At 39.8% G+C, this 26143-nt stretch carries 20 protein-coding genes and 2 riboswitches; of the genes, 18 read left to right on the top strand and 2 right to left on the bottom strand.

The features are described 5' to 3' along the window. Positions 1–262: 262 nt before the first annotated feature. Complete coding sequence (locus G611_RS13470) at positions 263–1018, bottom strand: hypothetical protein (RefSeq protein ID WP_196801520.1); 756 nt, start codon at positions 1016–1018, stop codon at positions 263–265. Between the two features lie 208 nt (positions 1019–1226). On the opposite strand from G611_RS13470, the gene ispE reads away from it, so the two are divergent. The 3 genes from ispE to G611_RS0100820 are packed head-to-tail and all read left to right on the top strand — an operon-like array spanning position 1227 to position 3218. Then, positions 1227–2102, top strand: a complete 876-nt coding sequence (gene ispE / locus G611_RS0100810) for a 4-(cytidine 5'-diphospho)-2-C-methyl-D-erythritol kinase (protein ID WP_028241984.1) — start codon at positions 1227–1229, stop codon at positions 2100–2102. 24 nt (positions 2103–2126) lie between these two features. Next, positions 2127–2801: a GntR family transcriptional regulator gene (locus G611_RS0100815; protein ID WP_028241985.1), complete on the top strand. Its 675-nt coding sequence runs from the start codon at positions 2127–2129 to the stop codon at positions 2799–2801. Positions 2802–2804: 3 nt separating this feature from the next. Continuing rightward, complete coding sequence (locus G611_RS0100820) at positions 2805–3218, top strand: DUF1934 domain-containing protein (protein WP_028241986.1); 414 nt, start codon at positions 2805–2807, stop codon at positions 3216–3218. Positions 3219–3268: 50 nt separating this feature from the next. On the opposite strand, the gene thiT is transcribed toward G611_RS0100820, so the two are convergent. Then, the gene (thiT, locus tag G611_RS0100825) at positions 3269–3835 is read right to left on the bottom strand and encodes an energy-coupled thiamine transporter ThiT (protein ID WP_028241987.1); all 567 of its coding nucleotides are present in this window, start codon (positions 3833–3835) and stop codon (positions 3269–3271) included. 30 nt (positions 3836–3865) lie between these two features. Then, a riboswitch (TPP riboswitch) is annotated at positions 3866–3964 on the bottom strand. A gap of 105 nt (positions 3965–4069) precedes the next feature. On the opposite strand from thiT, the gene hflX reads away from it, so the two are divergent. From hflX to G611_RS0100910, 15 genes are all read left to right on the top strand, one after another. Continuing rightward, positions 4070–5302 carry a GTPase HflX gene (gene hflX / locus G611_RS0100830; RefSeq protein ID WP_028241988.1) on the top strand — a complete coding sequence of 411 codons (1233 nt, stop codon included), beginning with the start codon at positions 4070–4072 and terminating at the stop codon, positions 5300–5302. 141 nt (positions 5303–5443) lie between these two features. Further along, positions 5444–7063 (top strand): Na/Pi cotransporter family protein, encoded by a 1620-nt coding sequence (locus tag G611_RS0100835; protein ID WP_028241989.1) that lies wholly within the window; start codon positions 5444–5446, stop codon positions 7061–7063. 82 nt (positions 7064–7145) lie between these two features. Further along, a riboswitch (FMN riboswitch) is annotated at positions 7146–7275 on the top strand. A gap of 113 nt (positions 7276–7388) precedes the next feature. Beyond that, complete coding sequence (locus G611_RS0100840; protein ID WP_036947653.1) at positions 7389–8018, top strand: ECF transporter S component; 630 nt, start codon at positions 7389–7391, stop codon at positions 8016–8018. Positions 8019–8165: 147 nt separating this feature from the next. Further along, positions 8166–8846: a GntR family transcriptional regulator gene (locus tag G611_RS0100845; RefSeq protein ID WP_028241991.1), complete on the top strand. Its 681-nt coding sequence runs from the start codon at positions 8166–8168 to the stop codon at positions 8844–8846. A 138-nt stretch (positions 8847–8984) separates the two neighbouring features. Beyond that, positions 8985–9941, top strand: a complete 957-nt coding sequence (locus G611_RS0100850; protein ID WP_028241992.1) for an ABC transporter permease — start codon at positions 8985–8987, stop codon at positions 9939–9941. An 11-nt stretch (positions 9942–9952) separates the two neighbouring features. Continuing rightward, complete coding sequence (locus G611_RS0100855) at positions 9953–10921, top strand: carbohydrate ABC transporter permease (RefSeq protein WP_081656928.1); 969 nt, start codon at positions 9953–9955, stop codon at positions 10919–10921. Positions 10922–10968: 47 nt separating this feature from the next. Next, a complete protein-coding gene (locus G611_RS0100860) occupies positions 10969–12636 on the top strand; it encodes an extracellular solute-binding protein (protein ID WP_028241994.1) in 1668 nt (555 codons plus the stop codon). Positions 12637–12747: 111 nt separating this feature from the next. Then, complete coding sequence (locus G611_RS13475) at positions 12748–13398, top strand: YesL family protein (RefSeq protein WP_051194989.1); 651 nt, start codon at positions 12748–12750, stop codon at positions 13396–13398. Beyond that, a complete protein-coding gene (locus G611_RS0100870) occupies positions 13370–15511 on the top strand; it encodes a glycoside hydrolase family 3 C-terminal domain-containing protein (RefSeq protein ID WP_028241995.1) in 2142 nt (713 codons plus the stop codon). Before G611_RS13475 ends, G611_RS0100870 begins: the two co-directional genes overlap by 29 nt. Before the next feature lie 129 nt (positions 15512–15640). Then, complete coding sequence (locus tag G611_RS0100875) at positions 15641–17338, top strand: GDSL-type esterase/lipase family protein (protein WP_028241996.1); 1698 nt, start codon at positions 15641–15643, stop codon at positions 17336–17338. A 421-nt stretch (positions 17339–17759) separates the two neighbouring features. Then, positions 17760–19313 carry a glycoside hydrolase family 43 protein gene (locus G611_RS0100890; protein WP_028241997.1) on the top strand — a complete coding sequence of 518 codons (1554 nt, stop codon included), beginning with the start codon at positions 17760–17762 and terminating at the stop codon, positions 19311–19313. Positions 19314–19326: 13 nt separating this feature from the next. After that, positions 19327–20934, top strand: a complete 1608-nt coding sequence (locus G611_RS0100895) for a sensor histidine kinase (protein ID WP_028241998.1) — start codon at positions 19327–19329, stop codon at positions 20932–20934. Next, on the top strand, positions 20934–22520 hold the full coding sequence (locus tag G611_RS0100900; RefSeq protein WP_028241999.1) for a response regulator transcription factor: 1587 nt from the start codon (positions 20934–20936) through the stop codon (positions 22518–22520). Before G611_RS0100895 ends, G611_RS0100900 begins: the two co-directional genes overlap by 1 nt. 910 nt (positions 22521–23430) lie before the next feature. Continuing rightward, on the top strand, positions 23431–25104 hold the full coding sequence (locus tag G611_RS0100905; RefSeq protein ID WP_028242000.1) for an extracellular solute-binding protein: 1674 nt from the start codon (positions 23431–23433) through the stop codon (positions 25102–25104). Between the two features lie 108 nt (positions 25105–25212). Next, positions 25213–26130 (top strand): ABC transporter permease, encoded by a 918-nt coding sequence (locus tag G611_RS0100910; protein WP_028242001.1) that lies wholly within the window; start codon positions 25213–25215, stop codon positions 26128–26130. Positions 26131–26143 lie beyond the last annotated feature (13 nt).

Consider the following 26143-nt stretch of genomic DNA (forward strand, 5'->3'; position numbering starts at 1 on the left):
GAGAAAAATACATGTACTACTACCTGAGAGAAAAAATAGAGGATAGGTAGTAGAGAAAAAGATATGAACTACTACCTGAAAGAAAAAATAGAGGATAGGTAGTAGAGAAAAAGACAAGTACTACTATCTGAGAGCAAAAATAGAACATAGATAGTAATACAATGAAAAATGCCTACTATCTCAGAAATAAAAAATGTGCTAGATAGTAATAAAGCGGCTAGTCAGGATAATCTGGCTAGCCGCTAAATAATTATCAGGTTTTTTAGGTCTCAATTCTTGTGGATGAACTTACAGTGGAGATGTTTTCCATGTAGGTTAGATTAGTTCCAGCTGGGATACTGAATCCTGCGCCCGCATTAGTGCCTGCAGAGCTGTTGTTCTCAGGCTTGTAGGTGCCGTTCTTCCACTGACTAAATTTATCTTCTACAGCGTCGTAGGTCTTCTTAGAAATGTCAGGCAAATCCTTGCCCCAGGTGCCTGTGGCCTGCTCGTAGCCTTTCTTGAAGGCGTCTAACAGCATATCAGCCTTTGATGTGTCACCACCAGAAAGAGCAATTGCAAAATCTACAATTCTATCAGATGTTTTGTTAACACCCCAATATCCATCTTCAGAAATGTCTTCCTTTGCTTTTTCAATAGTTTCAGGGTCTGCATCGAATTTGCCCTCAGCTAAGAATTTCCACATGTCATCCTGAGTAGCAATAGCGAATGTACTTCCCTGCCCATTGATTGTCTTCATAACAATATCAAGAAGATTGTTTAACATCTTCTCCTGGTCAGCCTTTAACTGCTGGATTAAAGCAGTGCGGTCGCCCTTTTTGTAATTGTCAGTGGTGAGAGCCTTGTCATCTGATGATTTTTCGTAAACAGCTGCCTCATCAGAAAACTTTGAAGCCTTGATTTCTTCTTTAGAAGCGTTAAATTCTAATGACTCAGTAACCGAACCATCAGCATTAGTAGTCTTGGTGTAGGTTCCTGCTATATTAGAAGAAACGCTAGAGAGTGTACTTAATTCCATAGTATAACCTCCTTGTTATGTGGTTTAAAACAACAAAACCATATGGAAATCCTTTTCCTATCTCTAATATCGGTAGCTTAATGATAAAAATTAACGATTAGATTGTATTTATTTTAATACAAAATCCTTGCCAATATGTGTGTTCTTTGTTAAAATTTATAAGGATTGAATACAATGTACACGAGTGTACAAAATTTGGAGTATAGATATGGATAGCATTTCACTTAAGGCGTTAGCCAAGATTAATATAGGACTTGATGTTACAGGCATTAGAGAAGACGGATATCATGAAGTAAGAATGATTATGCAGACAGTCAATCTTTTTGATAAGGTTACCATTACAAGAACTACTGATGGTAGCATTACTATGTCTACAAATCTTAAGTTTTTACCAGTAAATGATGATAATTTATGCATAAAGGCTGCTAAGCTTTTGATAGAAGAATTTGGCATCAAGGAAGGCGTGCACATCGATTTGGAAAAGCACATTCCAGTAGCTGCTGGTATGGCTGGTGGTTCCACAGATGCAGCAGCTGTTTTATTTGGCGTTAACAAAATCTTTAATCTCAAATTAAGCAAAACAGCTTTAATGGAAAGAGGAGTTAAGATAGGCGCTGATGTGCCTTATTGCATCATGCGTGGCACAGCACTTGCAGAGGGTATTGGCGAAGTACTATCACCACTTCCTCCAATGATAAAATGTTCAGTGCTTATAGCAAAGCCAGGTATTTCTGTATCTACTAAGCAGGTATATGATTCGCTTGACGCATGCTTTGACAATGTTACTCACCCTGACATAGATGGACTTATAGATGATATCAAAGCAGAGGACTTACAGTCTCTTTGCTCACATATGGGGAATGTGTTAGAGGAAGTTACTATCCCATTGCACCCAGTCATTGCAGATATCAAAAAGTGCATGATGGATAATGGTGCTGTCGGTTCAATGATGAGTGGCAGTGGCCCAACAGTATTTGGATTTTTTGACGATAATAGGAAGGCAAAGGCTGCAAAGGAAGCCCTTACAGCTTCTGGCATGGTAAAACAGCTATACCTTACTACTATTTTCAATAATAAGATTTAATGAAGAGAAGGAGATATATAATTCATGACTGAAAACCTTACATTACAAATGGATGATTATTTGCCACTTCGCGATGTGGTTTTTAACACCCTTCGTGAGGCTATTCTTAAGGGGGAACTTAAGCCAGGCGAAAGACTTATGGAGATGCATCTTGCGACAAAACTGGGGGTAAGTCGCACACCAATTAGAGAAGCTATTAGAATGCTTGAGCATGAGGGATTGGCAGTAACAATCCCACGCAAGGGTGCCCAGGTTGCCAAGATGACAGAAAAGGATTTACAGGACGTTTTAGAGGTAAGAGACGCTCTTGACGCTCTTGCTGTGGTATGCGCTTGTAGACGTATGACAGATGCTCAGTTTGTAGAACTAAAAGAAGCTATGAAGGCTTTTGAAGATGCTACCAGAACTGAGGATGTGAGAAAAATTGTGGAGACTGACGAAGCCTTCCATGATGTGATCTACGCATCAGCCAAAAATCCTAAGCTTGTTAATATAATCAATTCAGCCAGAGAGCAGATGTATAGATATCGTTACGAATACGTTAAAAATCCATCTGTTTACTCACAGCTTATTGCAGAACACAAGCAAATCATCGAAGGCTTTGATAGAAGAGACGAGGAATTTTTAAAAGGAATAATGCACGTCCATTTAACCAACCAAATAAACGCAGTGCGCGAGGTTATTAGAGAGCAGAAATAATTTATGGAAAAAAAGAATTGTAAAATCCGTCTTAAGGCCATTCAAAAAATGGGCAAGGATGTTGAGACAACAAATCAGGAATACATTGGTGAATTAGCTGAAAAAGAGGATAAAAGATATCTTACCTACAAACGAGGAAGCGAAGAGGGCGATATCAGCTGCTTGCTTACTTTTGACAGACGCAGCATGTCACTTACCCAAAGAGGTGCCATGAATTCCAAAATGAATGTATTTCCAGGTAAGAAAACGGAATATATCTATAGCACCCCAATGGGCAATCTGAATCTTTCTATTTTCACGAGAGAATATCAGGTGTCAGATTTTGAAAACAAAATCAAGCTTGTTATAGATTATGATTTACTTACAGGTGGGGAAGCCATCAGAATATCCATGAATATCGAAATTGAATATGTGTAAAATAAACAGGATGAAAGCAAATGCTTTCATCCTGTTTTGGGATTATATATTTAGTTAGTAGCCATATCCTTAAGATTGTTCATAAGCTGCTTAACTGGTGGTAAGCATAAGATAACGATTGTTATAGCAGCTTCTGCGAAGATGTAGATTGCATTGTAAGCAAGTGAGTATGCAAATGGATTCCAACCTTCCCAAGCCCATTCGCCAAAGAAAATCCATCCAGAAATTACCGCAAATATGTAGCGACCTAAAACAGCTGCGATGTAGCCTTTGATAAGCCCGTGCTTTGCGTTCTTGAAAAATCCAGATAAACCAAGTGCACCGAAGGCTAAAATGTAATCAACAATAACCTGTGCAGGGAAAAGAATATATGGGTCAACGATAAGGTTTAATAATCCGTAAGCAACACCAGTGATGATTCCTACGATTGGTCCAAACCAAAATCCTGGAAGGCAGGCAACAAGCATTGAAAGTAATGTAATTGAACCACCTGTTGGGAATTTGAAAACCTTAATGTTTGAAAGTACAAATGCAAGCGCCATAGACATTGCGCAAAAAGCAATCTTCTTAGCTGTAAAGCTGATCTTTGAGTTAGAATTTGTGATGTGATTAATCATGAAAAAATCTCCCTTCATACATACATGCTAGGAGATCGTAAAAAGCTTCCTTCCGCTGGTATTATCCAGTTCAAGTAATAAGGGTCGGTGATAACACCTCTCAGCATATGCGCGCCCCTAGCGTCATTATTTATTTCTCAATAAAAATACCACGTTAAAATCTTTTCGTCAATGTTCAAATCAAAAACACATCTTAGCATAGAAAGAGTCCCAATAATTTGGTACACTAACAGTATGATAAACACAGATAAGATAATAGAAAAAGTAATACTTGTATCAGTGAACGAAGGAGACGAGGCAGAAGCCAAGGATTCCCTTAAGGAGCTTGCAGAATTATGCAAGACTGCCGGGGCAGAGGTTGTAGGCGAGGTCATGCAGAATCTTGAGCGCCGCAACCCAGGCACCTATGTAGGCACTGGTAAGGTAGAAGAAATAGCAGATTTAATATGGGAAAAGGAAGCCACAGGTATCGTATGTGACGACGAGCTTACACCAGCACAGATGCGTAATCTTGCTGATGCCCTTGACACAAAGGTCATGGATAGAACACTTATCATCCTTGATATCTTTGCCGCAAGAGCAGGCACAGCAGAAGGTAAGATTCAGGTAGAGCTTGCTCAGCTTAGATACGAAATGACCCGTCTTACAGGCTTCGGTAAGAACATGTCCCGTGTAGGTGGTACTGCAGCAGGTGGCGGCGGAGCCATCGGAACACGTGGCCCTGGTGAGAAGAAGCTGGAGATGGATAAGCGTCTTATCGCTGGCCGTATATCTCAGCTTAAAAAGGAATTAAATGATGTAGTAAATCATCGTGAGCTTACACGTTCCAGAAGACAGAAGAATGGCGTGCCAGTAGCAGCAATAGTAGGCTACACAAACGCTGGCAAATCCTCACTTCTAAATAAGCTTACAGATGCAGATATATTAGAGTGGGATGCATTGTTTGCAACACTTGATCCTACCACTAGAGAATTGCTTTTAGACAACGACCAAAAGCTTCTTCTTACAGATACAGTAGGATTTATTAGAAAGCTTCCACATCATCTGGTTGACGCGTTTAAGAGTACCCTTGAAGAGGCTAAATACGCAGATTATATCATTCACGTTGTGGATGTCAGCAATCCACAGATGGATAGACAGATGGAAATTGTGTATGAAACATTAGATAAGCTGGGAGTTAGTGGAAAACCTATCCTTACAATCTTTAACAAGGTGGATAAGGTACCAGACGAACTGGATTATCATGATTTGCGTGCAGATTACACAGTTCATACATCTATCAAAACAGGAAAAGGCTTAGATAAGGTACGAGAAATCCTTGCTACTATGATGCGTGGCAACAAGGAATATATCGAAAAGCTGGTGCCATACACAGAAGCTGGAAGTATTGCAAAAATAAGAGAAAACGGAGAGCTTATTTCAGAAGAATACCGCGAAGACGGCATTTTTATTAAGGCATATATTTAATTTTACCAAATCTTTACCATTATTACATAAAATACTTAGACAATGACCGGTTAACGTGTTATCATATCTAAGGACAAAAAGAGAAGGATTTGGTTTTTACTTTTCATGAAGGAAAAGTACGGTAGATAAAAGGAGAAAATAATGACAATTGCAGAAGTATTATCGCTACTAGGTGGAGTAGGCTTGTTTTTATTCGGAATGTCTATAATGTCCACAGGTCTTAAAAATAGTTGCGGTGACAATCTACAGGTTATCTTAGAGAAAGCTACTACTAACAAAGCAGTGGCAGTCTTTGTGGGACTTCTTATGACAGTCCTTGTGCAGAGCTCATCAGCTACAGATGTAATGGTTATCGGTTTTGTTAATTCAGGCATGATGACATTAGCACAGGCTATAGGAGTTATCTTAGGTGCCAATATCGGTACTACTATCACAGCTCAGATTACAGCTTTTAATATTGCTACATTCACACCAGCTATATTGTTTGTTGGCGCTGTTATGTATCTTTTCATGAAAAAGGATTTAGTGAAGCATTTAGGTTCATTCTTTATGGGATTTGGTATGCTCTTCCAGGGTATCACCATCATGAAGGCAGCCATTGCACCACTTGCACAGTCGGTAATGTTTAAGAACTTCCTTGCAGGACTTACAAATCCATTTGTTGCCCTTGTATTTGGTATTGCATTTACTGCATTATTACAGAGTTCATCATCATCTACAGTTATCTTCCAGACATTTGTAGCTCAGGGAATCTTGGATTACAATGTTGCAGTTTATTTGGTAATTGGTGCCGCTATTGGTTCTGTTGCACCTAACCTTTTAGCATCACTTACAGCTAACAGAAATGGTAAGCGTTCAGCTATTCTTAATCTATTGTTCAATGTTATCAGAGCAATGGTTATTGTAATTATTATCAATGTTACACCACTTCTGACATGGATTCAGTCTACATCATCTGATCCGGCCAGACAGATAGCTAACACACATACAATATTTGCTTTTATTGCAGTGCTTATCATCTTCCCATTTACAGATTACATCATTAAGCTTACATACATGTTTATTCCAGAACTTCCAGAAGAAACACGTGCTGCTGAGGATAGACAGCTTGTATTTATGACACAGGTTAACAATGTGCCACCTAACATGGCTATTCACCAGGCACAGCTTGAAGCAGCCAGAATGGGCGCTATTGCAGCAGAAAACTTTGAAAAGGCTATTGATTGCTTCTTTGATTATTCACCAGAAAAGGTGGAGGACGTTGAACAGCGTGAGGAAACAGTTAACATCCTCAACCATTCTATTCAGGATGCTATGGTTAAGCTTCAGACTCTTAACCTTACACCTGCAATGCTTAGAAGAATATCTGCAATCACTATTGCAGTTACTGATATGGAGCGTATTTCTGACCATGCAGAAAACATCATCGAATACGCTACCCGTATGAAGAACAAAAAGACAAAGCTTTCTAAGAAGGCAGCCAAGGAGCTTAAGGATATGGCTGATAATTCCATGGAAGAGGTAGAGCTTGCTATCGATATCTTCACATCAGAGAATTATGAGAACTTAGGCAAGATAGAAAAGCTTGAAAAGAAGGTTGATAAGCAGGAGAAGCAGCTCATCAATCACCATGTTGAGCGTCTTATGGAAAACAAATGCGAGCCAATCGCAGGTGTTATCTTCTCTGACATGGTAACAGACTTAGAACGATGCGCCGACCACGCAATTAACATTGCATACGCATTAAAAGAGCACCCTTAAAATCCAAGCCCTTAATTGTTAGCGTAACAATTAAGGGCTTGCTTTTTTATGTAGCTTATAGTATATTGTACTCAATTAAATAGGAAATCTTCAGGGCAAGGTGCGAAAGCGTAGGCTTTCAATTCCTGACCGGCGGTATAGTCCGCGAGCCTTCGGGCCGAACCAGTGAGATTCTGGTACCGACAGTATAGTCTGGATGGAAGAAGATAAGCGCAATATGTTTATTGAATTTACAGCCCTGAGTGTATCTCAGGGCTTTTTGATTGCGCACAATCAAATGAAGATTCCTAACAAATAATAATTTTATTTTTAGGAGGATGAATTAATGGATTCAACACAAATGACAAACGGGAGAGCAGTAATGAAATCAAGGGTAAATGTAAGAAAGATGACAGTGACAGCAATGCTATCAGCCATCGCTTTTGTGCTTATGTTTTTAGACACAGCTGTGCCAATCATGCCATCATTTATCAAGCTTGATTTATCGGAGCTTCCAGCACTTATGGCAGCTTTTGCACTTGGACCAGTATGGGGCGTAATTGTTTGCTTGATTAAGAATCTGTTACATCTTTTGATGACACAAACAGGCGGTGTAGGCGAGCTTTCAAACTTTATTTTAGGCGCAGCCTTCGTGCTTCCAGCAGGCCTTATTTATCATCATAAGAAAACAAAGAAAAATGCTATTATAGGCGCATTATTAGGTGCTGTTATTATGGGTGCTATAAGCTTCCCATCAAATTACTTTATCGTATATCCGGTATATTATAATTTTATGCCAAAGGAAGTAATTGTTGCTGCATACCAAGCACTTGTACCATTTGCAAATATTGATTCAATTGCAAAATGCTTATTGTTTTTCAATGTCCCATTTACCATTGTAAAAGGACTTCTATCAGCAATTATTACGATCCTTATTTACCAGCCACTTAGACCACTTCTTAAAGGCAATAATTAATAATTAGAAAAAAAAAACAGCAGATAAAATCAGGTCATTAATGGCCTGATTTTTTCATGAAGAAAATTAAATCCCTTGACTTGTATACAAGATTGTATTAAATGTATTAAATAGGCAATGTGCTAAATATAAGTCGGGAGATGATACATGAAAGCGGTAGAAAGATATAATTCTGAAACAGCAAGAGAATATGCAATGCGTGCAATCACGGAGAATATTATATCCATAGACCTGGAGCCGGGGCAGTTGATTAGCGAAAATGAGATAGCCAGCTTCCTTGGGGTTAGCCGTACTCCAGTTAGAGAGTCTATTCAGGAATTGAATAAGGCCGCATTGATAGAGATATACCCTCAGAGGGGAAGCTACGTGTCATTGATTGATTCAAAATATGTGGAAGAGGCAGTATTCCTTCGTAAGGTTTTAGATATTGCTGTTATAGAGGAAGCCTGTGATCTTGCTACAGAAGATGACATTGCATTACTAGAAGAGAATGTGGCGTTGCAGGAATTTTATTTAAAGAGCAATAATACTAAAAAGATTTTCGAGCTTGATAATGAGTTTCACAGAATGATTTATGTAGCAGCTAAAAAAGAAATGATTCATAACATGCGAAGAAATGTAATGATTCATTTTGATAGAGTGCGAACTCTATCAATGCTTGCGGTAAAAGATACAAAGATTGTAGCTGACCATGGAATCATGCTTAGCGCAATAAAAAACAAGGACAAAAATAAGGCCAAGGAGATAGTCGAGAAGCACTTAGACCGCTATAGAGTGGACCAGGAAGAGCTTTTAAGAACATATCCGCAATATTTTGCAAAAGAATAGCAATAATTAATAGGCAATATAGCCATTATGTGTAAAACAACCAAAATGCTTTTGGCATTTTGGTTGTTTTTTTAGAATAGACAAAACTCTTACGAAAAACTAATATACTTGTATACTAGTTCGAAGGAGAGGAAATTTATGAAAGTATTAGCAACAAAAAATGCTGCAGTATCAACAGCCAGTTTTAACTGGAAAGCTTACATAAAAAGATATTGGCAGCTGTACGCGCTACTTTTTTTACCAATGTTGTATTTACTTATTTTCAAGTACATTCCAATGAAGTATGTACTGATTGCATTTAAGAAATACAGTATTGTGCAAAAGGTTGGCGAAATGCCATGGGCTGATAATCATGGCTTTCAGTATTTCATTCAGGCATTCCACAATAAGGATTTCTTGAATGCATTACGCAACACTGTATGTTTGAATTTGCTTGATTTATGTATCGGATTTCCGATACCAATCATATTTGCATTGATTCTGAACGAGTTGAACATCAAGTGGTTTAAGAAGACAGTTCAGACAATTGCTTACATGCCACACTTCCTTTCATGGGTTATCATTTATGGTTTGGCAATTCAGCTTTTTGCACCAGGTAACGGTCTTGTAAACATGGTAATTACAAACCTTGGTGGAGATGCAGTTCCATTTTTGAACGATCCACATAAATGGGTAGGAACATATATATTCCTTGGAATATGGCAGAGCTTCGGTTGGAACTCAATCATCTACTTAGCTGCAATCGCAGGTATTTCACCTGAATTATACGAGGCAGCATCAGTTGATGGAGCAGGACGATTCAGAAAGATGTGGCACATCACATTGCCAGGAATTAAGAGCACAATCGTAGTACTTCTTATCATGGCACTTGGTAATATCTTAGGTTCAGCATTTGATAGACCATTTGCTTTACAGAACAACTTAGTAATGCAGAATGCAGAAGTTATTTCAACATTCGTTTACAAAAATGGTATTAAGGGATTACAGTTCTCACTGACAACAGCTGTTGGTTTGTTCCAATCAGTGGTAGGTGTATTCTTCTTACTCTTCGCAAACTGGCTTTCTAGAAAGCTTGGCGAAAGAGGAATATGGTAAGGAGGTGCGACATGGCAAACGATATGGCTTTAAAGAGAGGAAAATTTGGTTTGAAAAGTTTTGCACTTTCTAGAAAAAAAGATAAAGACGATGAGATGGAATCAAGCCGAATGGTTAGATCAGACGGAACAAAGGTGGGCGATATAGTATTCGTAGCAATCTGCGTGATAATCAGTTTAGTTTGTTTGATTCCAATGATTAACCTTTTAGCACGTTCATTATCAGGAACAGATTTCTTGGTAAGAAGAGAGGTTTACTTACTTCCAAAGGGACTTAACATTGACGCTTACTCAACAGTTTTAGGTGATCCCAAATATATTAAGTCATTCTTTTGGACAGTATTTTTAACAGTGGTTTGTACATTTATTTCATTAACAATGACAATACTTTGTGCATACCCACTTATATTTAATAAGCTTAAGGGACGTTCATTTTTCAATATCGTAATTACGATAACAATGTTCTTTAATGCAGGAACAATTCCTAACTACTTATTGATGAAGGAGTTAAACCTTCTTGATAATCCATTAGTACTTATCATCCCAGGATGTATGAGTGTTTACAACATGATTATCATGAGAAGCTTCTTCTACGGAATACCAGATTCTCTTAGAGAATCAGCAGAGATTGATGGAGCATCATTCTTCCGTATCCTTTGGTCTATCTACCTACCGCTGTCAAAGCCTGTTATTGCAACATTAGCCCTCTTTTATGCGGTAGGCAGATGGAACGGTTATTCAGATGCTTTGATGTATATGAAGAACAAGGATTTCTATCCTCTTCAGCTTTTACTTTATAACATTTTGAACAATATGAATTCAGTAGAGGTTGCCACACAGGAAGGATTCTCAACACCTGGTTTATCAGAGTCCTTAAAGGCTGCAATCGTAATGTTCTCTACGATTCCAATCCTCTGCATCTATCCATTCTTGCAGAAGTACTTCATCCATGGAGTAACCTTGGGTGCTGTGAAAGAGTGATGAATTCATATTATATATTATTTTAATTATACTTGGGAGGTATATGAATGAAAAAAAGATTAGTAGCATTAGTGCTTGCCGGCACAATGGCACTAGGAATGGTAGGCTGCGGTGGCTCTAGCGATAAGTCAGCTAGCAAGTCAGAAAGCAGCGAAGCAGCAGGTTCATCTGAGCTTGTTGATGGAAAGTTTGCTGAGACAAAGCACATCACTGTTGAGGTTTATGACAGAGGAAATGATGGCGGTACAGATCCTACAGACAACATGTACACAGATTACATCAAAAAGGGTATGCTTGAGGATCACAACGTAGAGGTTGAGTTCGTTTCAGTTCCACGTTGGACAGAGACAGAAGAAATCAACAACCTTCTTGCTTCAGGCGGAGCGCCAGACATCTGCTTAACATATTCATACCCAACAATCCAGACATACGCTAACATGGGCGGTGTTACAGATTTAAAGCCACTTATGGATCAGTACGGTTCAGAGCTTACAAATCTTCAGGATTGGCTTGGCGATACAAACATCTACTGGGATTTAGATGATGAGAAGGGTACACTTTGGGCAATCGAAGGAAAGCGTGCTAACAACAGACGTATCAACACATTCATGAGAAAGGACTGGCTTGATAAGCTTGGTCTTGAAGAGCCAAAGACAAAGGAAGAGTTTTACGAAGATATTTGTGCATTCCGCGATAACGCTAAGGAGCTCCTTGGCAAGGATGCAGACAAGATGGTTCCATTCTCAGTTTCATTTGATGTAGGTTGGAGAGCAGCTCTTCTTATTGAGTCAGAGATGGATCCAGCTATCACAGATAAGGAATTCTACATCAACGGATTTGATGATAGAAAGCTTACACAGAAGGGCACAAAGGAAGCTATGAAGACACTTAACAAGTGGTACAACGAAGGCTTACTTTGGAATGATTTCGCACTTTACACAGCTGGTGATTCAACAGAGGATGATATGATGAAGGCCGGTTATGTTGGTGCATTCCAGCACAACTGGGATTATCCTTTCCGTGGTGGAGATGATTCAATCCAGGCTAACCTTAAGAGAATCGTTGGCGATGATGCTAAGTATGTAGCAGTTGACTGCTTCGAAAACTCAAAGGGTGAGACACTTAAGTATGTAGATTCAACAGCAGGCGATAGAAAAATCTTCTTCCCTACAACAAATGATGAGCCACTTGCATCACTTCTTTATCTTGACTGGATCTCAGCTCCAGAGCACATCAAGTACTTACAGATTGGTGATGAGGGTGTAACACACAACGTACTTGACGATGGCGCTATCGAGTGCATCGCTGCAACAGGCGACCCAATCATGAACTCAGGTAACAACATCGATTACACAATTACATGTAACGGTCTTTCACTTGGTGATGATGATCTTACACTTCTTTCTATGGCACACAGCTACCCATCATGTGACCCAGCTGATGTACAGCAGGCACTTGATTATGCAGCAACAAACAACAAGATTGCAAAGAACGTAAAGGTTCCAGAAATCGTTGCTGAAAATGGTATGGGTGAGGCACTTTCATCTAAGAGAGATGTAGTATTTGATACAGCTCTTGCAGCAAAGCCAGCTGATTTCGACAAGGTTTGGGATCAGGGTGTTGCAGATTACCTTTCAGCAGGTGGACAGGCAATCATGGATGAGAGAACAGAAAAGTTTGAAGCTAAGTATGGTTCTTCTACATCAGTTGAATAAAAACTAGACATTAATTTTCTCCCACTAACATCTAAAATTTGTCAGTAGATGTTAGTGGGATTTTTTTTATAAAATATTACCATCCAAGATAATATCGGGAGGTAATGTGTAATGGAAATTTTTAACCCAGATAGTGAAGTAATGGAGTTTCTAGGCAAGGTGGCTGATTTCATAATCATAAATCTACTTTGCTTTCTATGTTCAATTCCAATTTTTACCATAGGAGCAGCTTTTACAGCTAAATATTATGTTTCAATGAAAATCGTAAGAGGTGAGGAGCCTAGTGCTACTAAGTCTTATTTTAAATCCTTCAAGGATAACTTTAAGCAGGTTACAGTAGTATGGGCTATGTTCCTTATCGTATATGCGATACTTGCTTTTGACTGGTATAACGTGTTGTATGGTATGGCAACTGGAATGCCTTTTATTTTAAAGGCGGCCTTAGGTGTACTTACTTTTCTTGTATGGTCTGTAACCTATTGCATGTTCCCATTTTTAGCAAGATATGATGTTGAGTCTAAGGAACTTGTAAAGGCATCCATGGTGATGGCGATGTTAAACTTCCCACGTATGGTACTTATTTTTATAGTGACATTCCTTCCATATATAATTTGTGCCTGGTATATACAGTGGGGACTTTTGATTTGGATATTAGCAACAACAGTTTCTCTATACTACATAAGCAAAGAATTTAATAAACAACTAGAAATGATTACAAAAGGAGAAGAAGTTAATGAATCAGGAGACGTTGAAGCAAGCTAAAGAGCTTGTGTCAAAGATGACAATTGAGGAAAAATGCTCTCAAATGTTACATCACGCCGAGGCTATTGACAGACTTGGCATTCCAAAATATTGTTGGTGGAACGAGGCTCTTCACGGCGTTGCCAGAGCTGGAGATTCCACAATGTTCCCACAGGCAATTGGCCTTGGTGCTACATTTGATGAGGATTTAGTTAGACGTGCGGCAGATGTTACATCTACAGAAGGCCGTGCAAAATACAACGAATTTATAAAGCATGGTGACAGAGATATCTACAAGGGACTTACATACTGGGCACCTAACGTAAATATCTTCCGTGATCCTAGATGGGGACGCGGCCATGAGACATACGGTGAGGACCCATATCTTACAGGTCAGCTTGGTATGGCTTTTGTAGAAGGCTTACAGGGTGAGGACCCAGACCATCCAAAGGCTGCTGCTTGTGCAAAGCATTTTGCAGTTCACTCTGGTCCAGAGGCAGACAGACATCATTTTGATGCAAGAGTTTCTGACCAGGATTTATATGACACATATCTATATGCTTTCAAGCGTCTTGTAAAGGATGCAAAGGTAGAGGCTGTCATGGGTGCTTACAACAGAGTAAACGGCGAGCCAGCCTGCGGAAGCAAGAGACTATTAAAGGATATTTTGCGTGGCGACTGGGGCTTTGAAGGCCATGTAGTTTCAGATTGCTGGGCAATCAGAGATTTCCACGAAAATCACAAGGTAACAGGCTGTGAAGTGGAATCAGCAGCTTTGGCTGTTAATAATGGCTGCGATTTGAACTGCGGATGTGTATACGAGAAGCTTCTTTACGCATACAAGGCAGGACTTGTTACAGAAAAAACTATTGATGAATCAGTAGCAAGACTTATGGAAATCAGACTTCGTCTTGGCACACTTGAGGGTCAGACAACAAAGTATGATGAAATCCCATACGAGGTAGTAGAGTGCAAGGAACACGTGGACTTAGCACTTTCAGCAGCAAGAAAGAGCCTTGTGCTTCTTAAAAATGATGGAATCCTTCCACTTAAGAAGGGCGAGCATAAGACTATTGGTGTTATTGGACCAAACGCTAACTCACGTGCAGCATTAGTTGGAAACTACGAGGGAATGTCTTCAGAATACATTACAGTTCTTGAAGGAATTCAAAGATATGTTGGGGATGATGTTAGAATCTTCCATTCTGACGGAACTCCACTTTGGAAGGATAGAACTCACGTACTTTCAGAGGCAAGAGATACATTTGCTGAGGCCATGACAGTTGCAGAGCATTCTGATTTAGTAGTTATGTGCTTAGGTCTTGATGCAACAATCGAAGGCGAGGAAGGAGATGCTGGAAACGAATTTGGTAGTGGAGATAAGAAGGGACTTAAGCTTCCAGGCTTGCAGCAGGAGCTTTTAGAGAAGATTACAGCAATCGGAAAGCCAGTTGTACTTTTAATTCTTGCAGGTTCAGCACTTGATTTGTCTTGGGCACAGGATAACGTAAATGCGATAATGCATTGCTGGTATCCAGGAGCCAGAGGTGGAAAGGCTATCGCACAGGTATTATTTGGCGAAGAAAGCCCAAGCGGTAAATTACCACTTACTTTCTATGCATCAGATAAAGATTTACCAGCCTTTGAAGATTATTCAATGGATAATAGAACCTACAGATATTTCAAGGGCACACCACTTTATCCATTTGGATACGGCTTAAGCTACTCAAAGGTAAAATACGAAAATGCAGCAGTAGACAAGGCTAAGGGCAACATCGGCGATACATTTAAGCTTACTTGTGATATCACAAACGCCGGTGATATGAGCCAGATTGAAACTGTGCAGGTATATGTAAAGGATGTTGAAGCCAGCACAAGAGTACCAATCCGTTCTCTTAGAAAGATTAAGAAGGTAGAGCTTGCAACAGGTGAGACAAAGAAGGTTGAAATAGAGCTTTCAGCCCGTGATTTTGCAATCATCGATGAAAAGGGAAGATGCATTGTGGAACCAGGACTCTTTACTGTATCAATCGGCGGTGCACAGCCAGATGCAAGAACTGAAGAACTCACAGGCACTAAAATCGCCCTCTTTAATATAGAACTAGAAGGCAACGTAACTGAAGTAGAGTATTAATAGCCTTCCCCCTCTGGGGGAAGGTGCCCCGCATGGGGCGGATGAGGGTCAAATATAGTTACAACCCTCATCAGTCACCTGCGGTGACAGCTTCTCCCATAGGGAGAAGCCATATAGGAGGATAATGTAATGGAAATAGTAAAAGCACCAACAGATCCGGAAAAGGATAGGCCATATTTTTACGTAATAAAGGACAAAGAAATCTTCACAGCAGAAGATGAAAACGGCAAAGGTGTTTCATATCTTTACCAGAGCGATGGCCGCTTAATCAGCAGCGCATCCTTCACAGGAAACGTAACTGATGAGGCTACACTTAAGCTTATGGAAACAGTGGAAGGCTTTAGAAAGCTTGTACATTCCGTAGGTGTTTCAATTGAGATGGAAGACAAGGATAAGACAGCAGAATTTGTTTTCCAGATGTATGGAAAGAAGGATTTGTATGGCGGCGGAGCTAACCTAAAGGCTACCGTAAATACGAATTCTAAAGAAGAAAGAATCTACATGAGTGATATAGAATGGACAGATGATGACGATGTGCCAGGCCAGATTAGAATTCATACAGATGCCCCAGAGGAGAAGGCCTATCTTTCAGTAAGATTCTTCTTAAATGATGGATATACAGCTCCACCTCAGCTTGAGGAAAAGCCAGTAGATACAAATTCTAAAGAATACAAAGAGATGATTGACCGCTCCTTAGTAAACCTTGGAAACACAAAGCGCATCCTTGATGTAGTTGAAAAGGCAAAAAGAGGAGAGGATGTAAACATCTGCTATATCGGTGGTTCTATTACACAGGGCGCAGGTGCTACACCAATCAACACAGAATGCTACGCATACAAATCATTCTTAGGCTTCAAGAAGCTTATGGGTGACGGCGATAACATCCACTATCTTAAGGCTGGTGTAGGCGGAACACCTTCTGAGCTTGGTATGTGCCGCTTCGAAAGAGATGTATTATGCTATGGTAAGGTTATGCCAGATATTCTTGTTGTTGAATTTGCAGTAAATGACGAGGGTGATGAGACAAAGGGTGATTGCTACGAAAGCTTAGTAAGACGTGCTCTTAGCCTTCCAAGCAACCCAGCAGTACTTCTTATGTTCTCTGTATTTGCAGATGATTATAACCTACAGGACAGATTAGCACCTGTTGGATTTAGATATGACCTTGGTATGGCCAGCGTAAAGGATGCCGTAACACCACAGTTCTACGACAGAGACAACCGCATCCTTACAAAGCATCAGTATTTCTATGATATGTTCCATCCTACAAACTTGGGACACACAATCATGGCAGACTGCTTAATCAACATTATGAAAAATGCTATCGAAAAGGGAGCAGATGCTTCATATGATCCAAAGCTTGCTGATGCACCAGCCATTGGAAATACATACGATAATGTATTTTTACTTGATAAGAAGGACAACACTGATGCAGCTACAATCGATGCTGGCGGCTTCACAGAAACTGACACAGTCCTTCAATCAGTAGAAATGAACATGGACCTTCATCTTACACCAGAGTTCCCATACAACTGGATGTACGACGGAAGCAAGTCCGACAACAACGTATTTGCCATGGACATAGACTGCAAGGCACTTGTAGTTATCATGAAGGATTCAGGAGAAGTAGACGCAGCCACAGCAAAGGCATACGTTGACGGCAAGTTCATCCGCGACCTTGACCCATACGTAAACCGCTGGTGCCACTGCAACCCACTAATCCTCATCGACGAAAAAACATCAGGCACCCACCACGTAGAAATCCACGTGGACAAGGACACCACCCGCAACAAATTCACTATCCTAGGATTTGGGGTAGTTAAATAGTTACGCTAGCAGCCCCGAGTGTTCCGTGCTCCCGCAAGCCATCTCCCATTGCGGCCAAGGGAACCTCCCTAAAGGGTCCCTCCTTAACCACATGGGGTTCTCCGTTCCACTCCGGTCGTTGCTAAGCAAAGGTCCACCGGACCTTTAGCAACCTCTTGCTCGCGCTTGCCAAGGTTGAGTACTGCTAGCTGGTTCTTAGATGAGCCTGTTAATGGAAATAAAAGTTGGTGAGCGCGAGTAGGGAGGTACCATACCGAGCAAGGGTGGGTGCCCACGCCGGCGGGCTCCCTTGCGAAAGTATGGGGGGTGCCCTACGGGAGCATGAGCATCTAGGAGCATTAACAGGCGGACAACCGGGAGCACGGAGTACTTGGCGGCTATTAACAGGCGGACTAACGTATACGAAAAAGGAGAGAATATAATGACAACAGCACACAATCCAATTTTAAAGGGCTTTTACCCAGACCCAAGTGTATGCAGAGTGGGCGACGATTTTTATATTGTTTGCTCAAGCTTTGTATATGCACCAGGGGTTCCAATTTTTCATAGTAAGGACTTGGCTCACTGGGAGCAGATCGGTCATGTACTTCATAAGGAGAGCCAGCTTCCAGTAAGCGGCGAGATTTCACGTGGAATCTTTGCTCCTACAATTAGAGAGCACAATGGCACATTCTATATGATTACAACAAATGTGAGCCATGGCGGTAACTTCATCGTTACTGCAAAGGACCCAGCAGGCCCATGGTCAGAACCATATTATCTTGGGGAGGATGCACCTGGTATCGACCCATCACTTTTCTTTGATGACAATGGAAAATGCTATTATGTAGGAACAAGACCAAATCCAGAGGGCGTTAGATATAACGGTGACTGGGAGATTTGGGTACAGGAATTAGATTTAAATACAATGAAGCTTACAGGTGAGTCTATGGCTATCTGGAAGGGCGCAGTTAAGGATGTTATCTGGCCAGAAGGTCCACATCTTTACAAGAAGGATGGATATTATTATCTTATCCACGCAGAAGGCGGTACAGGCCCAGAGCATGCAATTTCTGTAGCTCGTTCAAAGGAATTATTTAAGTGGTTCGAGGGCTGCCCAAGAAACCCAATTTTCTCACACAGAAATCTTGGTAAGGATTATCCTATCATCTATGCTGGACATGGTGATTTGGTAGATGATAAGAACGGTAACTACTATATCGTTATGCTTGCATCACGTCCTTGCAAAAAGCACTGCAGTATCGGCCGTGAGACATTCCTTGCAAAGGTTGAATGGGAAGATGGATGGCCAGTAATTAACCCAGGTATTGGCAAGCTTACAGATGATGTTGAGGTTCCATTTGATGAGCATCCATTCCCACAGGAAAATGATTGGAGTGATACATTACATTTCTATTCAGACAAGCTTGATGACAGATTAGTTGGAATCGAAAAGAGAAATGAGGAGATTTATTCACTTACAGATCGTCCTGGATTTATGAGACTTCACACAAGAAAGGAACGCATCGAGGACACATGCTATCCTTCTTATTTAGGATTACGCCAGAAGGATTATGCATTTAAGGTAAACACCAGAGTGGAATTTAATCCTGCTAATGAAAATGAATGCGGTGGTTTGGTATTATTCCAGAATCATGCAAATCATTTGGCAGTAGAAATTGTTAAGCGTAACGGAGCACTTCATCTTCAGGTTAGAACTGTAATTAAGGGGGAAGAAAAGGTTATCGCATCAACATTGCTACACAATCCATCAGCTGAAATTGAGATAAAAGCAAAAAATCAGTCAGCTAGTGTATGGCTAATCCGCGGCAATAATTATATACTAGTAAAGGATGATGTGGATTTAATTCCATATACAACTGAAGAGGCAGGCGGATTTGTTGGCTGTACAGTGGGAATGTACACTTCATCTAACGGCGAAGAGAGCAACAACAATTGCGACTTCTCTTGGCTTAGTGTTACAGAATTAGAGTAAAGGTATTGGGGAAATGTTTAAGCTTTTTTCTAAAATTAAAGGAAGATTCAATCCAACAGAAAATAGAAGAAGACTTGTAGTTTTATATATTATTTTTGTTGTGATTCCAATTATCCTTTCGGATAGTTTGATTTTGACATCTATTTATAATACCGAGCAAACTGTTCGCAGACATCATTTAGAAAACGAAGCTAATGCTATTCACTATACTTTTTTTAATCAGGTTGACCAGGCTGCTAAACTGGGTAGTGCCATTTATAGCAGCCTGTATGTCGATCGGTTTATACATGACAATTACGAATCAGGGTTAGATTATTACAATTCATATAGACAATTCTTTGATGATACTCTGTTGCATTTGGTCACAAGCCAGTCAGGAATGGATTTTAAGATTTACACCGATAATGACACAATAATAAATGGTGCAGAGTTTCAAAATATCGATAAGGCTAAGGGAACAGATTGGTATAACTATGTAATGAATTCAGGCTTAAAAAAAGGCTTGTATTTTGATACAAAAATAGGACCCAATAAATCTATTTTAAGAACTATATATTTATTCCAGAGATTAAATTACTATGAATATAATTCACCAAATGTTATGCTAATAGAGATTGATTACGCTCAGTTCGTGGAGGAACTTGAGAATCTAAACTATGAGTTTAAGGCGTACATTTGCGATGATGACTATATACTTATGTCTAATGGCAAATACAGTAATGTTGCTAAAGATTACACATCCGTAGATAATCTTCATGATATATCTTACACTCAGAATTTTGAGGCTTACGGTAAGGAGCTTCAACTAAAGATTGTGGGTGCGCCAACCAGCTTCTGGTACATAATAAAAAATAGATGGTATCAGTTGTGCTTTATGATTCTTATTAACATTGCCTTGCCGCTTTTTGTAAGTGATTTGATGCATACAACTTACAAGAATAAATTAAAGGAGCAGGAAACTGTTGTTGCCAGAAAAAATGCAGAGCTTCTGGCACTACACAGTCAGATCAATCCACATTTCCTATTCAATTCATTAGAGAGCATAAGAATGCATTCTTTGCTTAAGCAGGAAAATGAAACGGCGAAAATGGTAGAGCATCTTGCGAAGCTTCAGCGCCAGTACACGGAGTGGCAGCAGGATAATATTTATATTGAGACAGAATTAGATTTCGTAAAAGCATATTTAAATCTACAAAAATATCGATTTGGTGATAGACTATCATTTGAGATAGATGTGGCTGATGAGTGTAGAGAATTGTTGATACCTAAGCTCACCCTGGTAACTTTTGTGGAAAACGCAGTTGTACACGGAATAGAAAGTAAGACTACACCGGGCTGGATTTTTGTTAGAATATCAAGGGATGAATCTAAAGTCACAATTGAAATAGAGGATACTGGAACAGGTATCCCAGAAGAGGAGGCAGAAGAATTATTAAGTAAAATGCGTGACGCTAATATCGATATGCTCAAGGAAAAGGGCAGAGTTGGTATTGTGAACGCATGTCTAAGATTAAAAATGATTACAGATAACAATGTAACATTTGATCTAGATTCAGAACTGGGTGCAGGTACTTTGGTACAAATCTGTATTCCGGTAGATAAATTAGAAGGTGTGAATTAATGTTAAAAGTATTACTAGTTGATGATGAGCCATTTATTTTACAGGGGTTAAAGCTATTATTAGATTGGAAGGCAGAAGGGTATGAAATTTATACTGCCACCAATGGAAAGGAAGCTTTAGATTTTATTAATTACAATCCAGTGGATTTAGTAATCGCTGATATTAAAATGCCAGTGATGACAGGACTGGAGCTATTAAAGGAACTTAGAGAATCTAAGCACAGCGATATTTATTTTGTTATTCTAAGCGGCTTCGCAGAATTTAATTATGCCCAGGAAGCACTTAGATACAATTGTACAGACTACATTTTAAAGCCTGTTGAAAAGGAACAGCTGCTTGGAATTCTTAGAAAGGTTTCTGAGCTTAATTCAGAAAAGGAAACACTGGACAAGGATAGAGCCAAAAAGGAAAGAGCGTATTTGGACAGAAATCTTATGGCCCTCCTTAGTGGAAAGTTTGATAAGGGGAATATCGAATATCTTTCTGGAAAAATAAATTTAGATGAGGAAATGTGTTATCTTGAGGTCCAGTTAGAGGATGAAACCCTTTCAGAGGATTATTCTGATGATGATAAAAAGGAGCAGCTTAAAAAGCTATATGCAGCTGCTACGGAATTCCTTAAATCAGATGCAGATTTTTGTGTGATGGATGTATCTGATAGTGAAAAGGTTTACGACCTTGGATTTATTTACGCAGAATCAATGGGACAGCGACGTCAGATGTCCATGAAGGAATTTATTGAAGCCTTTCTTGATTATATTATCGCAAATACGGATTTATCAGCCACTGTTCTTGTTGGTAAAACCGTATCGGGAATTAGAAATATTTCTAAATCCTATGGTACAGCAAATATGCTTCGTTCCCTTCAGGGATTTAGAGAAAAGAAAAGTCTTTACTACTACGAAGAAGAATATAAGATAACTGATACAGGCATTCTTATTTGTAAGAAACAGCTGGATGACCTTATTGATGCCATCGAAAAGGGTGGCCATATAGAAATCCGTGAAAAGGTAGATGCCTTCTACGGAGAAATGAAAAATACAGGTGTTACAGAATCTACCATGAATCTTAACATCAACTATTTGATGTTTCAGTTGATTCACCTGGCTAGTGAGCTTGATAGCGAGGTTAACCAGGAGGAAATCCTTCGTATGATATCTGAAAGCACATCAGAAGAAGGAATCCGCAGAGGCGGAAAAACTCACCTTTGTCGTATGGCATACGCCTATGGAGAATATTTAGCCCAGCTACGTAAAAACGTATCTAAGGGCGTGCTTGGGGACATAGAAGAGGAAATAAAACGCAACTATGCAAGCAATCTTACTCTTAAGGACTTAAGCGAAAAATACTTTATCAATTCCGCTTATTTAGGACAGTTATTTAGAAAGAAATATGGCTGTTCATTTAAGGATTATCTTAATGAAAAACGTATCGAGGAAGCATCACGCTTACTTCGTAAAAGCGATATGAAAATATATGAGGTCGCAGAGGCAGTTGGCTATAAAGACGTGGATTATTTCGTCAATAAATTTATCGAGGCCAATGGCTGCACACCTACAAAATACAAGAAAAACCTAGGGGTTTAGCCGTTTGGCAAACCCCTTATCTTTTATCTGCTACTATTCACGGACATGCATAAACTTAAAAAGTGTGGTTTTGCCTACAGATGGCTGCCTAACTTGGGGCGGACTAGCTGCTAGGTTTCAGAAGGCGCCTTTTATGGCATCAGTATTTGCCCCTTTCCAACCCCATCATTGGAGAAGAATTGCTGATTTTCTTAATGACACAAACGAGCATACATCACGTGTCCTTTCACGGCTTTGACTATTCGAAGGGACTGTATGTATCTCGCAGACACTTGTTAGGTTACTTAATAGCAGTGGCGGCAATATTAGTATTAATTGCATTCATATTACATTCGCCAAGTAGAATTAAAAGCAGTTTTTGGATGTTTTCCTACCGGCTTCAAGCTCAGTCCGTTTCGCTATCAGCCTTGGGCTGCCGTCCGTGGCAGCCCATATGAAAACATCCAAAAACTGCTTTAAGATTCTACTAGGCTCATTCCAAAATCATGCAATTAATACTAATATTGCCGCCACTGCTATTACTCTAGGTTGAGGGTGTCTGCGAGATACATACAGTGCCGACAGAATTGTCAAACCTTGAAAGAACACGTGTAATAGGGGATGCGAGTGTGGCATTTAGAAAATCAGTAATTCTTTGACTGTGGGGTTGGAAAGGGGCAAATACTGATGCCACAAAAGGCGCATCATAATGTAGCTAGTCCGCCCCAAGTTAGGAAGCCATCTGTAGGCAAAACCACAGCAGATAAAAATTGCATGTCCGTGAATAGTATATTTTTTCGGGGAAAAAGTTTAAATTTTCTCCCCCTTTAATCTATACTTTTTTGGGTGTTTAGTTCACAGAATTGTCATACAATACCATTATGAACGAGGGACAAATAAGTCCCACAAATAAAAGGAGGGTTTATAATTTATGAAGAAGAAAATCGTAAGTGCATTACTTATCACTGCGATGCTCTCAAGCATGCTTGCTGGCTGCGGTAAAGAAGCAGGAAGCGGCGGAGCAGTTAATGAGGATGGTATCAAAGAATTCACAGCATTCTTTGCAGTACCAGGCTCAGAAATCAATGATGACAACGAGATCCAGCAGATTATTGCTGAGAAGACTGGTTGCAAGGTTAAGGAGACATGGCTTACAGGTCAGACAGCTGAAGAGGCAATTGGTACTCTTATCGCTGGTGGCGAGTATCCAGATTTCGTAGAAGCTGGAAATGGTTCAGTTCAGATGTACGAAGCAGGTGCTTTAGTACCACTTGATGACTATATCGACAAGTATCCAAACATTAAAGAATATTTCACAGAGCAGGAATGGGATCAGCTTCGTCAGAGCGACGGACACATTTACTGGATTCCACAGTTCTCAAACATCTATGGAGAAGAGCGTGTATGTACACACAACGATGAAGCATTCTGGATTCAGGCAAGAGTTCTTGAGTGGGCTGGATATCCAAAGGTTGAGACAATGGATGAGTACTTCGACTTAATCGAAGCATATAACGAAGCTAACCCAACAATGGCTGATGGTACAACAAAGAATATCCCATACACAATCCTTTGTGATGATTGGAGATACTTCTGCTTAGAGAACGCACCAGAGTTCCTTGATGGTTATCCAAACGATGGATCAGTTATCGTAGATCCAGAGAAGCTTCAGGTTATTGATTACAACACAACACCAACAGCTAAGAAATACTTCCAGAAGTTAAATGAGGAATACAAGAAGGGTATTGTAGATCCTGAGTCATTCACACAGACATATGATGAGTACATCGCTAAGATTTCTTCTGGTCGTGTACTTGGTATGATTGATCAGTGGTGGGATTTCGCTTACACAGGTGAAGATGCAATCAAGTCAGCAGGTCTTGATGAGCAGGGTTGCCAGTACGTTCCACTTCCAATCACAATTGAAAAAGGAATGCACAACCAGTGGCATAACTCAGGCGGAGTTCTTAATGTATCTTCAGGTCTTGCAATCACAACATCATGTAAGGATGTTGAGGGCGCACTTCAGTTTGTAAATGATCTTCTTGATCAGGACATCCACGATTTAAGATTCTGGGGTGTTGAAGGTGAAGATTACTTAGTTGACGATGACGGTATGTACTACAGAACACCTGAGATGAGAAAGCAGGCATCTGATACAGCTTACAAGGCTTCACACACATGCTCATACTCATACTTCCCACAGTATTCTGGAACAAGCCGTGATGGCAAGAATGCTATGAAGTCTGATGGACAGGAGCAGGAATTCTTCGATGGACTTTCAGAGCCAATCAAGAAGTGCTTCGAAGCTTATGGTGCTAAGACATACGTAGAGATGATTGGTACATCAGAAAAGCCAGGTCCTTGGTATCCAATGTACACATTCTCTAGCTCAATGACAACAGCTACACCAGGTGGTACAGCTTGGACAAAGATGGGTGAAATTAAGCACCAGTATCTTCCAAAGGTTGTTATGGCTGACGACTTTGAAAAGGGTTGGGATGAGTACATGAAGGTTTATGAAGAGTGTAAGCCAGAAGACTTTATTTCAGAGATGCAGGCTGAACTTGAAAGAAGAATGGAAGAAGCAGCTAAATACGAGTAAAAATAAGTAAGAAAAACGGGTAGAGGTATAAACCCCTTGGCGAGCACTGATCAAAGGGTACACTGTGAGAGGTGCTCGCTATATTTCTATCAAAATTGGGAGGAAAGTATGACTAAGAAATCAATAACCATGGCCGACTTTAAACGCCAAAGAGTGCTGATTGTCTGGGCTGTTGCAATTGTTATTTATGGCGTAATATTCCATTATCTACCACTTTGCGGATGGCTTATGGCATTCCAAAACTACAAACCAGTTACAGGTCTTTTACATTCAGAGTTTGTTGGATTAGACAAATTTAAATTATTATTTTCAGACGCAACATTCATAAGAGTAATTCGAAATACTCTTGCAATGGGAGTTATCAATCTTGTTTCTACATTTATAATGGCAATCGTATTCGCCATCCTGTTAAATGAAATGGCATTCAAGGGTGGAAAGAAAGTAGTTCAGACTATTTCTTATCTTCCACACTTCCTTTCTTGGATTATCGTTACTGGTATCCTTCATGATGCACTTTCAGGAACAGGTATTATTAATACACTTTTACTTCATTTTGGAGTGATTGATCAAGCAATCAATTTCTTTGCTCACGAAAAATACTTCTGGCCAATCGTAGCCTTCGCTAATGTTTGGAAGGAAACGGGCTGGAATGCAATTATATATCTAGCAGCTATTACATCTATTGATCCATCTCTTTATGAAGCAGCAGCTATTGATGGTGCAGGTAGATGGGCAAAAATTAAGAACGTAACACTTCCTGGTATCAAACCAACAATTATGATTCTTTTACTTATGAACGTTGGTAATGTACTTAATGCCGGATTTGAAATTCAGTACTTACTTGGAAATGGTCTAGTACAGAACGTATCACAGACAATTGATATCTACGTACTTAAATGGGGTATCAGCCAGGGTGATTATTCAATCGGTACTGCAGCAGGTATTTTCAAGAGTCTGGTTTCTATTATTCTTATTGTGTTCTTTAACCACATTGCTAAGAAACACGGCGAAGAAAGACTATTCTAGGAGGTGCACATTA

The organism is Pseudobutyrivibrio ruminis AD2017 (assembly GCF_000424305.1).
Lineage (GTDB): Bacteria > Bacillota > Clostridia > Lachnospirales > Lachnospiraceae > Pseudobutyrivibrio > Pseudobutyrivibrio ruminis_B.

Bases quoted from the DNA above. Each gene is read 5' to 3' on its own strand.
- G611_RS13470 (WP_196801520.1), bottom strand. From the start codon at position 1,018: ATGGAATTAAGTACACTCTCTAGCGTTTCTTCTAATATAGCAGGAACC.
- ispE (WP_028241984.1), top strand. From the start codon at position 1,227: ATGGATAGCATTTCACTTAAGGCGTTAGCCAAGATTAATATAGGACTT.
- G611_RS0100815 (WP_028241985.1), top strand. From the start codon at position 2,127: ATGACTGAAAACCTTACATTACAAATGGATGATTATTTGCCACTTCGC.
- G611_RS0100820 (WP_028241986.1), top strand. From the start codon at position 2,805: ATGGAAAAAAAGAATTGTAAAATCCGTCTTAAGGCCATTCAAAAAATG.
- thiT (WP_028241987.1), bottom strand. From the start codon at position 3,835: ATGATTAATCACATCACAAATTCTAACTCAAAGATCAGCTTTACAGCT.
- hflX (WP_028241988.1), top strand. From the start codon at position 4,070: ATGATAAACACAGATAAGATAATAGAAAAAGTAATACTTGTATCAGTG.
- G611_RS0100835 (WP_028241989.1), top strand. From the start codon at position 5,444: ATGACAATTGCAGAAGTATTATCGCTACTAGGTGGAGTAGGCTTGTTT.
- G611_RS0100840 (WP_036947653.1), top strand. From the start codon at position 7,389: ATGGATTCAACACAAATGACAAACGGGAGAGCAGTAATGAAATCAAGG.
- G611_RS0100845 (WP_028241991.1), top strand. From the start codon at position 8,166: ATGAAAGCGGTAGAAAGATATAATTCTGAAACAGCAAGAGAATATGCA.
- G611_RS0100850 (WP_028241992.1), top strand. From the start codon at position 8,985: ATGAAAGTATTAGCAACAAAAAATGCTGCAGTATCAACAGCCAGTTTT.
- G611_RS0100855 (WP_081656928.1), top strand. From the start codon at position 9,953: ATGGCAAACGATATGGCTTTAAAGAGAGGAAAATTTGGTTTGAAAAGT.
- G611_RS0100860 (WP_028241994.1), top strand. From the start codon at position 10,969: ATGAAAAAAAGATTAGTAGCATTAGTGCTTGCCGGCACAATGGCACTA.
- G611_RS13475 (WP_051194989.1), top strand. From the start codon at position 12,748: ATGGAAATTTTTAACCCAGATAGTGAAGTAATGGAGTTTCTAGGCAAG.
- G611_RS0100870 (WP_028241995.1), top strand. From the start codon at position 13,370: ATGAATCAGGAGACGTTGAAGCAAGCTAAAGAGCTTGTGTCAAAGATG.
- G611_RS0100875 (WP_028241996.1), top strand. From the start codon at position 15,641: ATGGAAATAGTAAAAGCACCAACAGATCCGGAAAAGGATAGGCCATAT.
- G611_RS0100890 (WP_028241997.1), top strand. From the start codon at position 17,760: ATGACAACAGCACACAATCCAATTTTAAAGGGCTTTTACCCAGACCCA.
- G611_RS0100895 (WP_028241998.1), top strand. From the start codon at position 19,327: ATGTTTAAGCTTTTTTCTAAAATTAAAGGAAGATTCAATCCAACAGAA.
- G611_RS0100900 (WP_028241999.1), top strand. From the start codon at position 20,934: ATGTTAAAAGTATTACTAGTTGATGATGAGCCATTTATTTTACAGGGG.
- G611_RS0100905 (WP_028242000.1), top strand. From the start codon at position 23,431: ATGAAGAAGAAAATCGTAAGTGCATTACTTATCACTGCGATGCTCTCA.
- G611_RS0100910 (WP_028242001.1), top strand. From the start codon at position 25,213: ATGACTAAGAAATCAATAACCATGGCCGACTTTAAACGCCAAAGAGTG.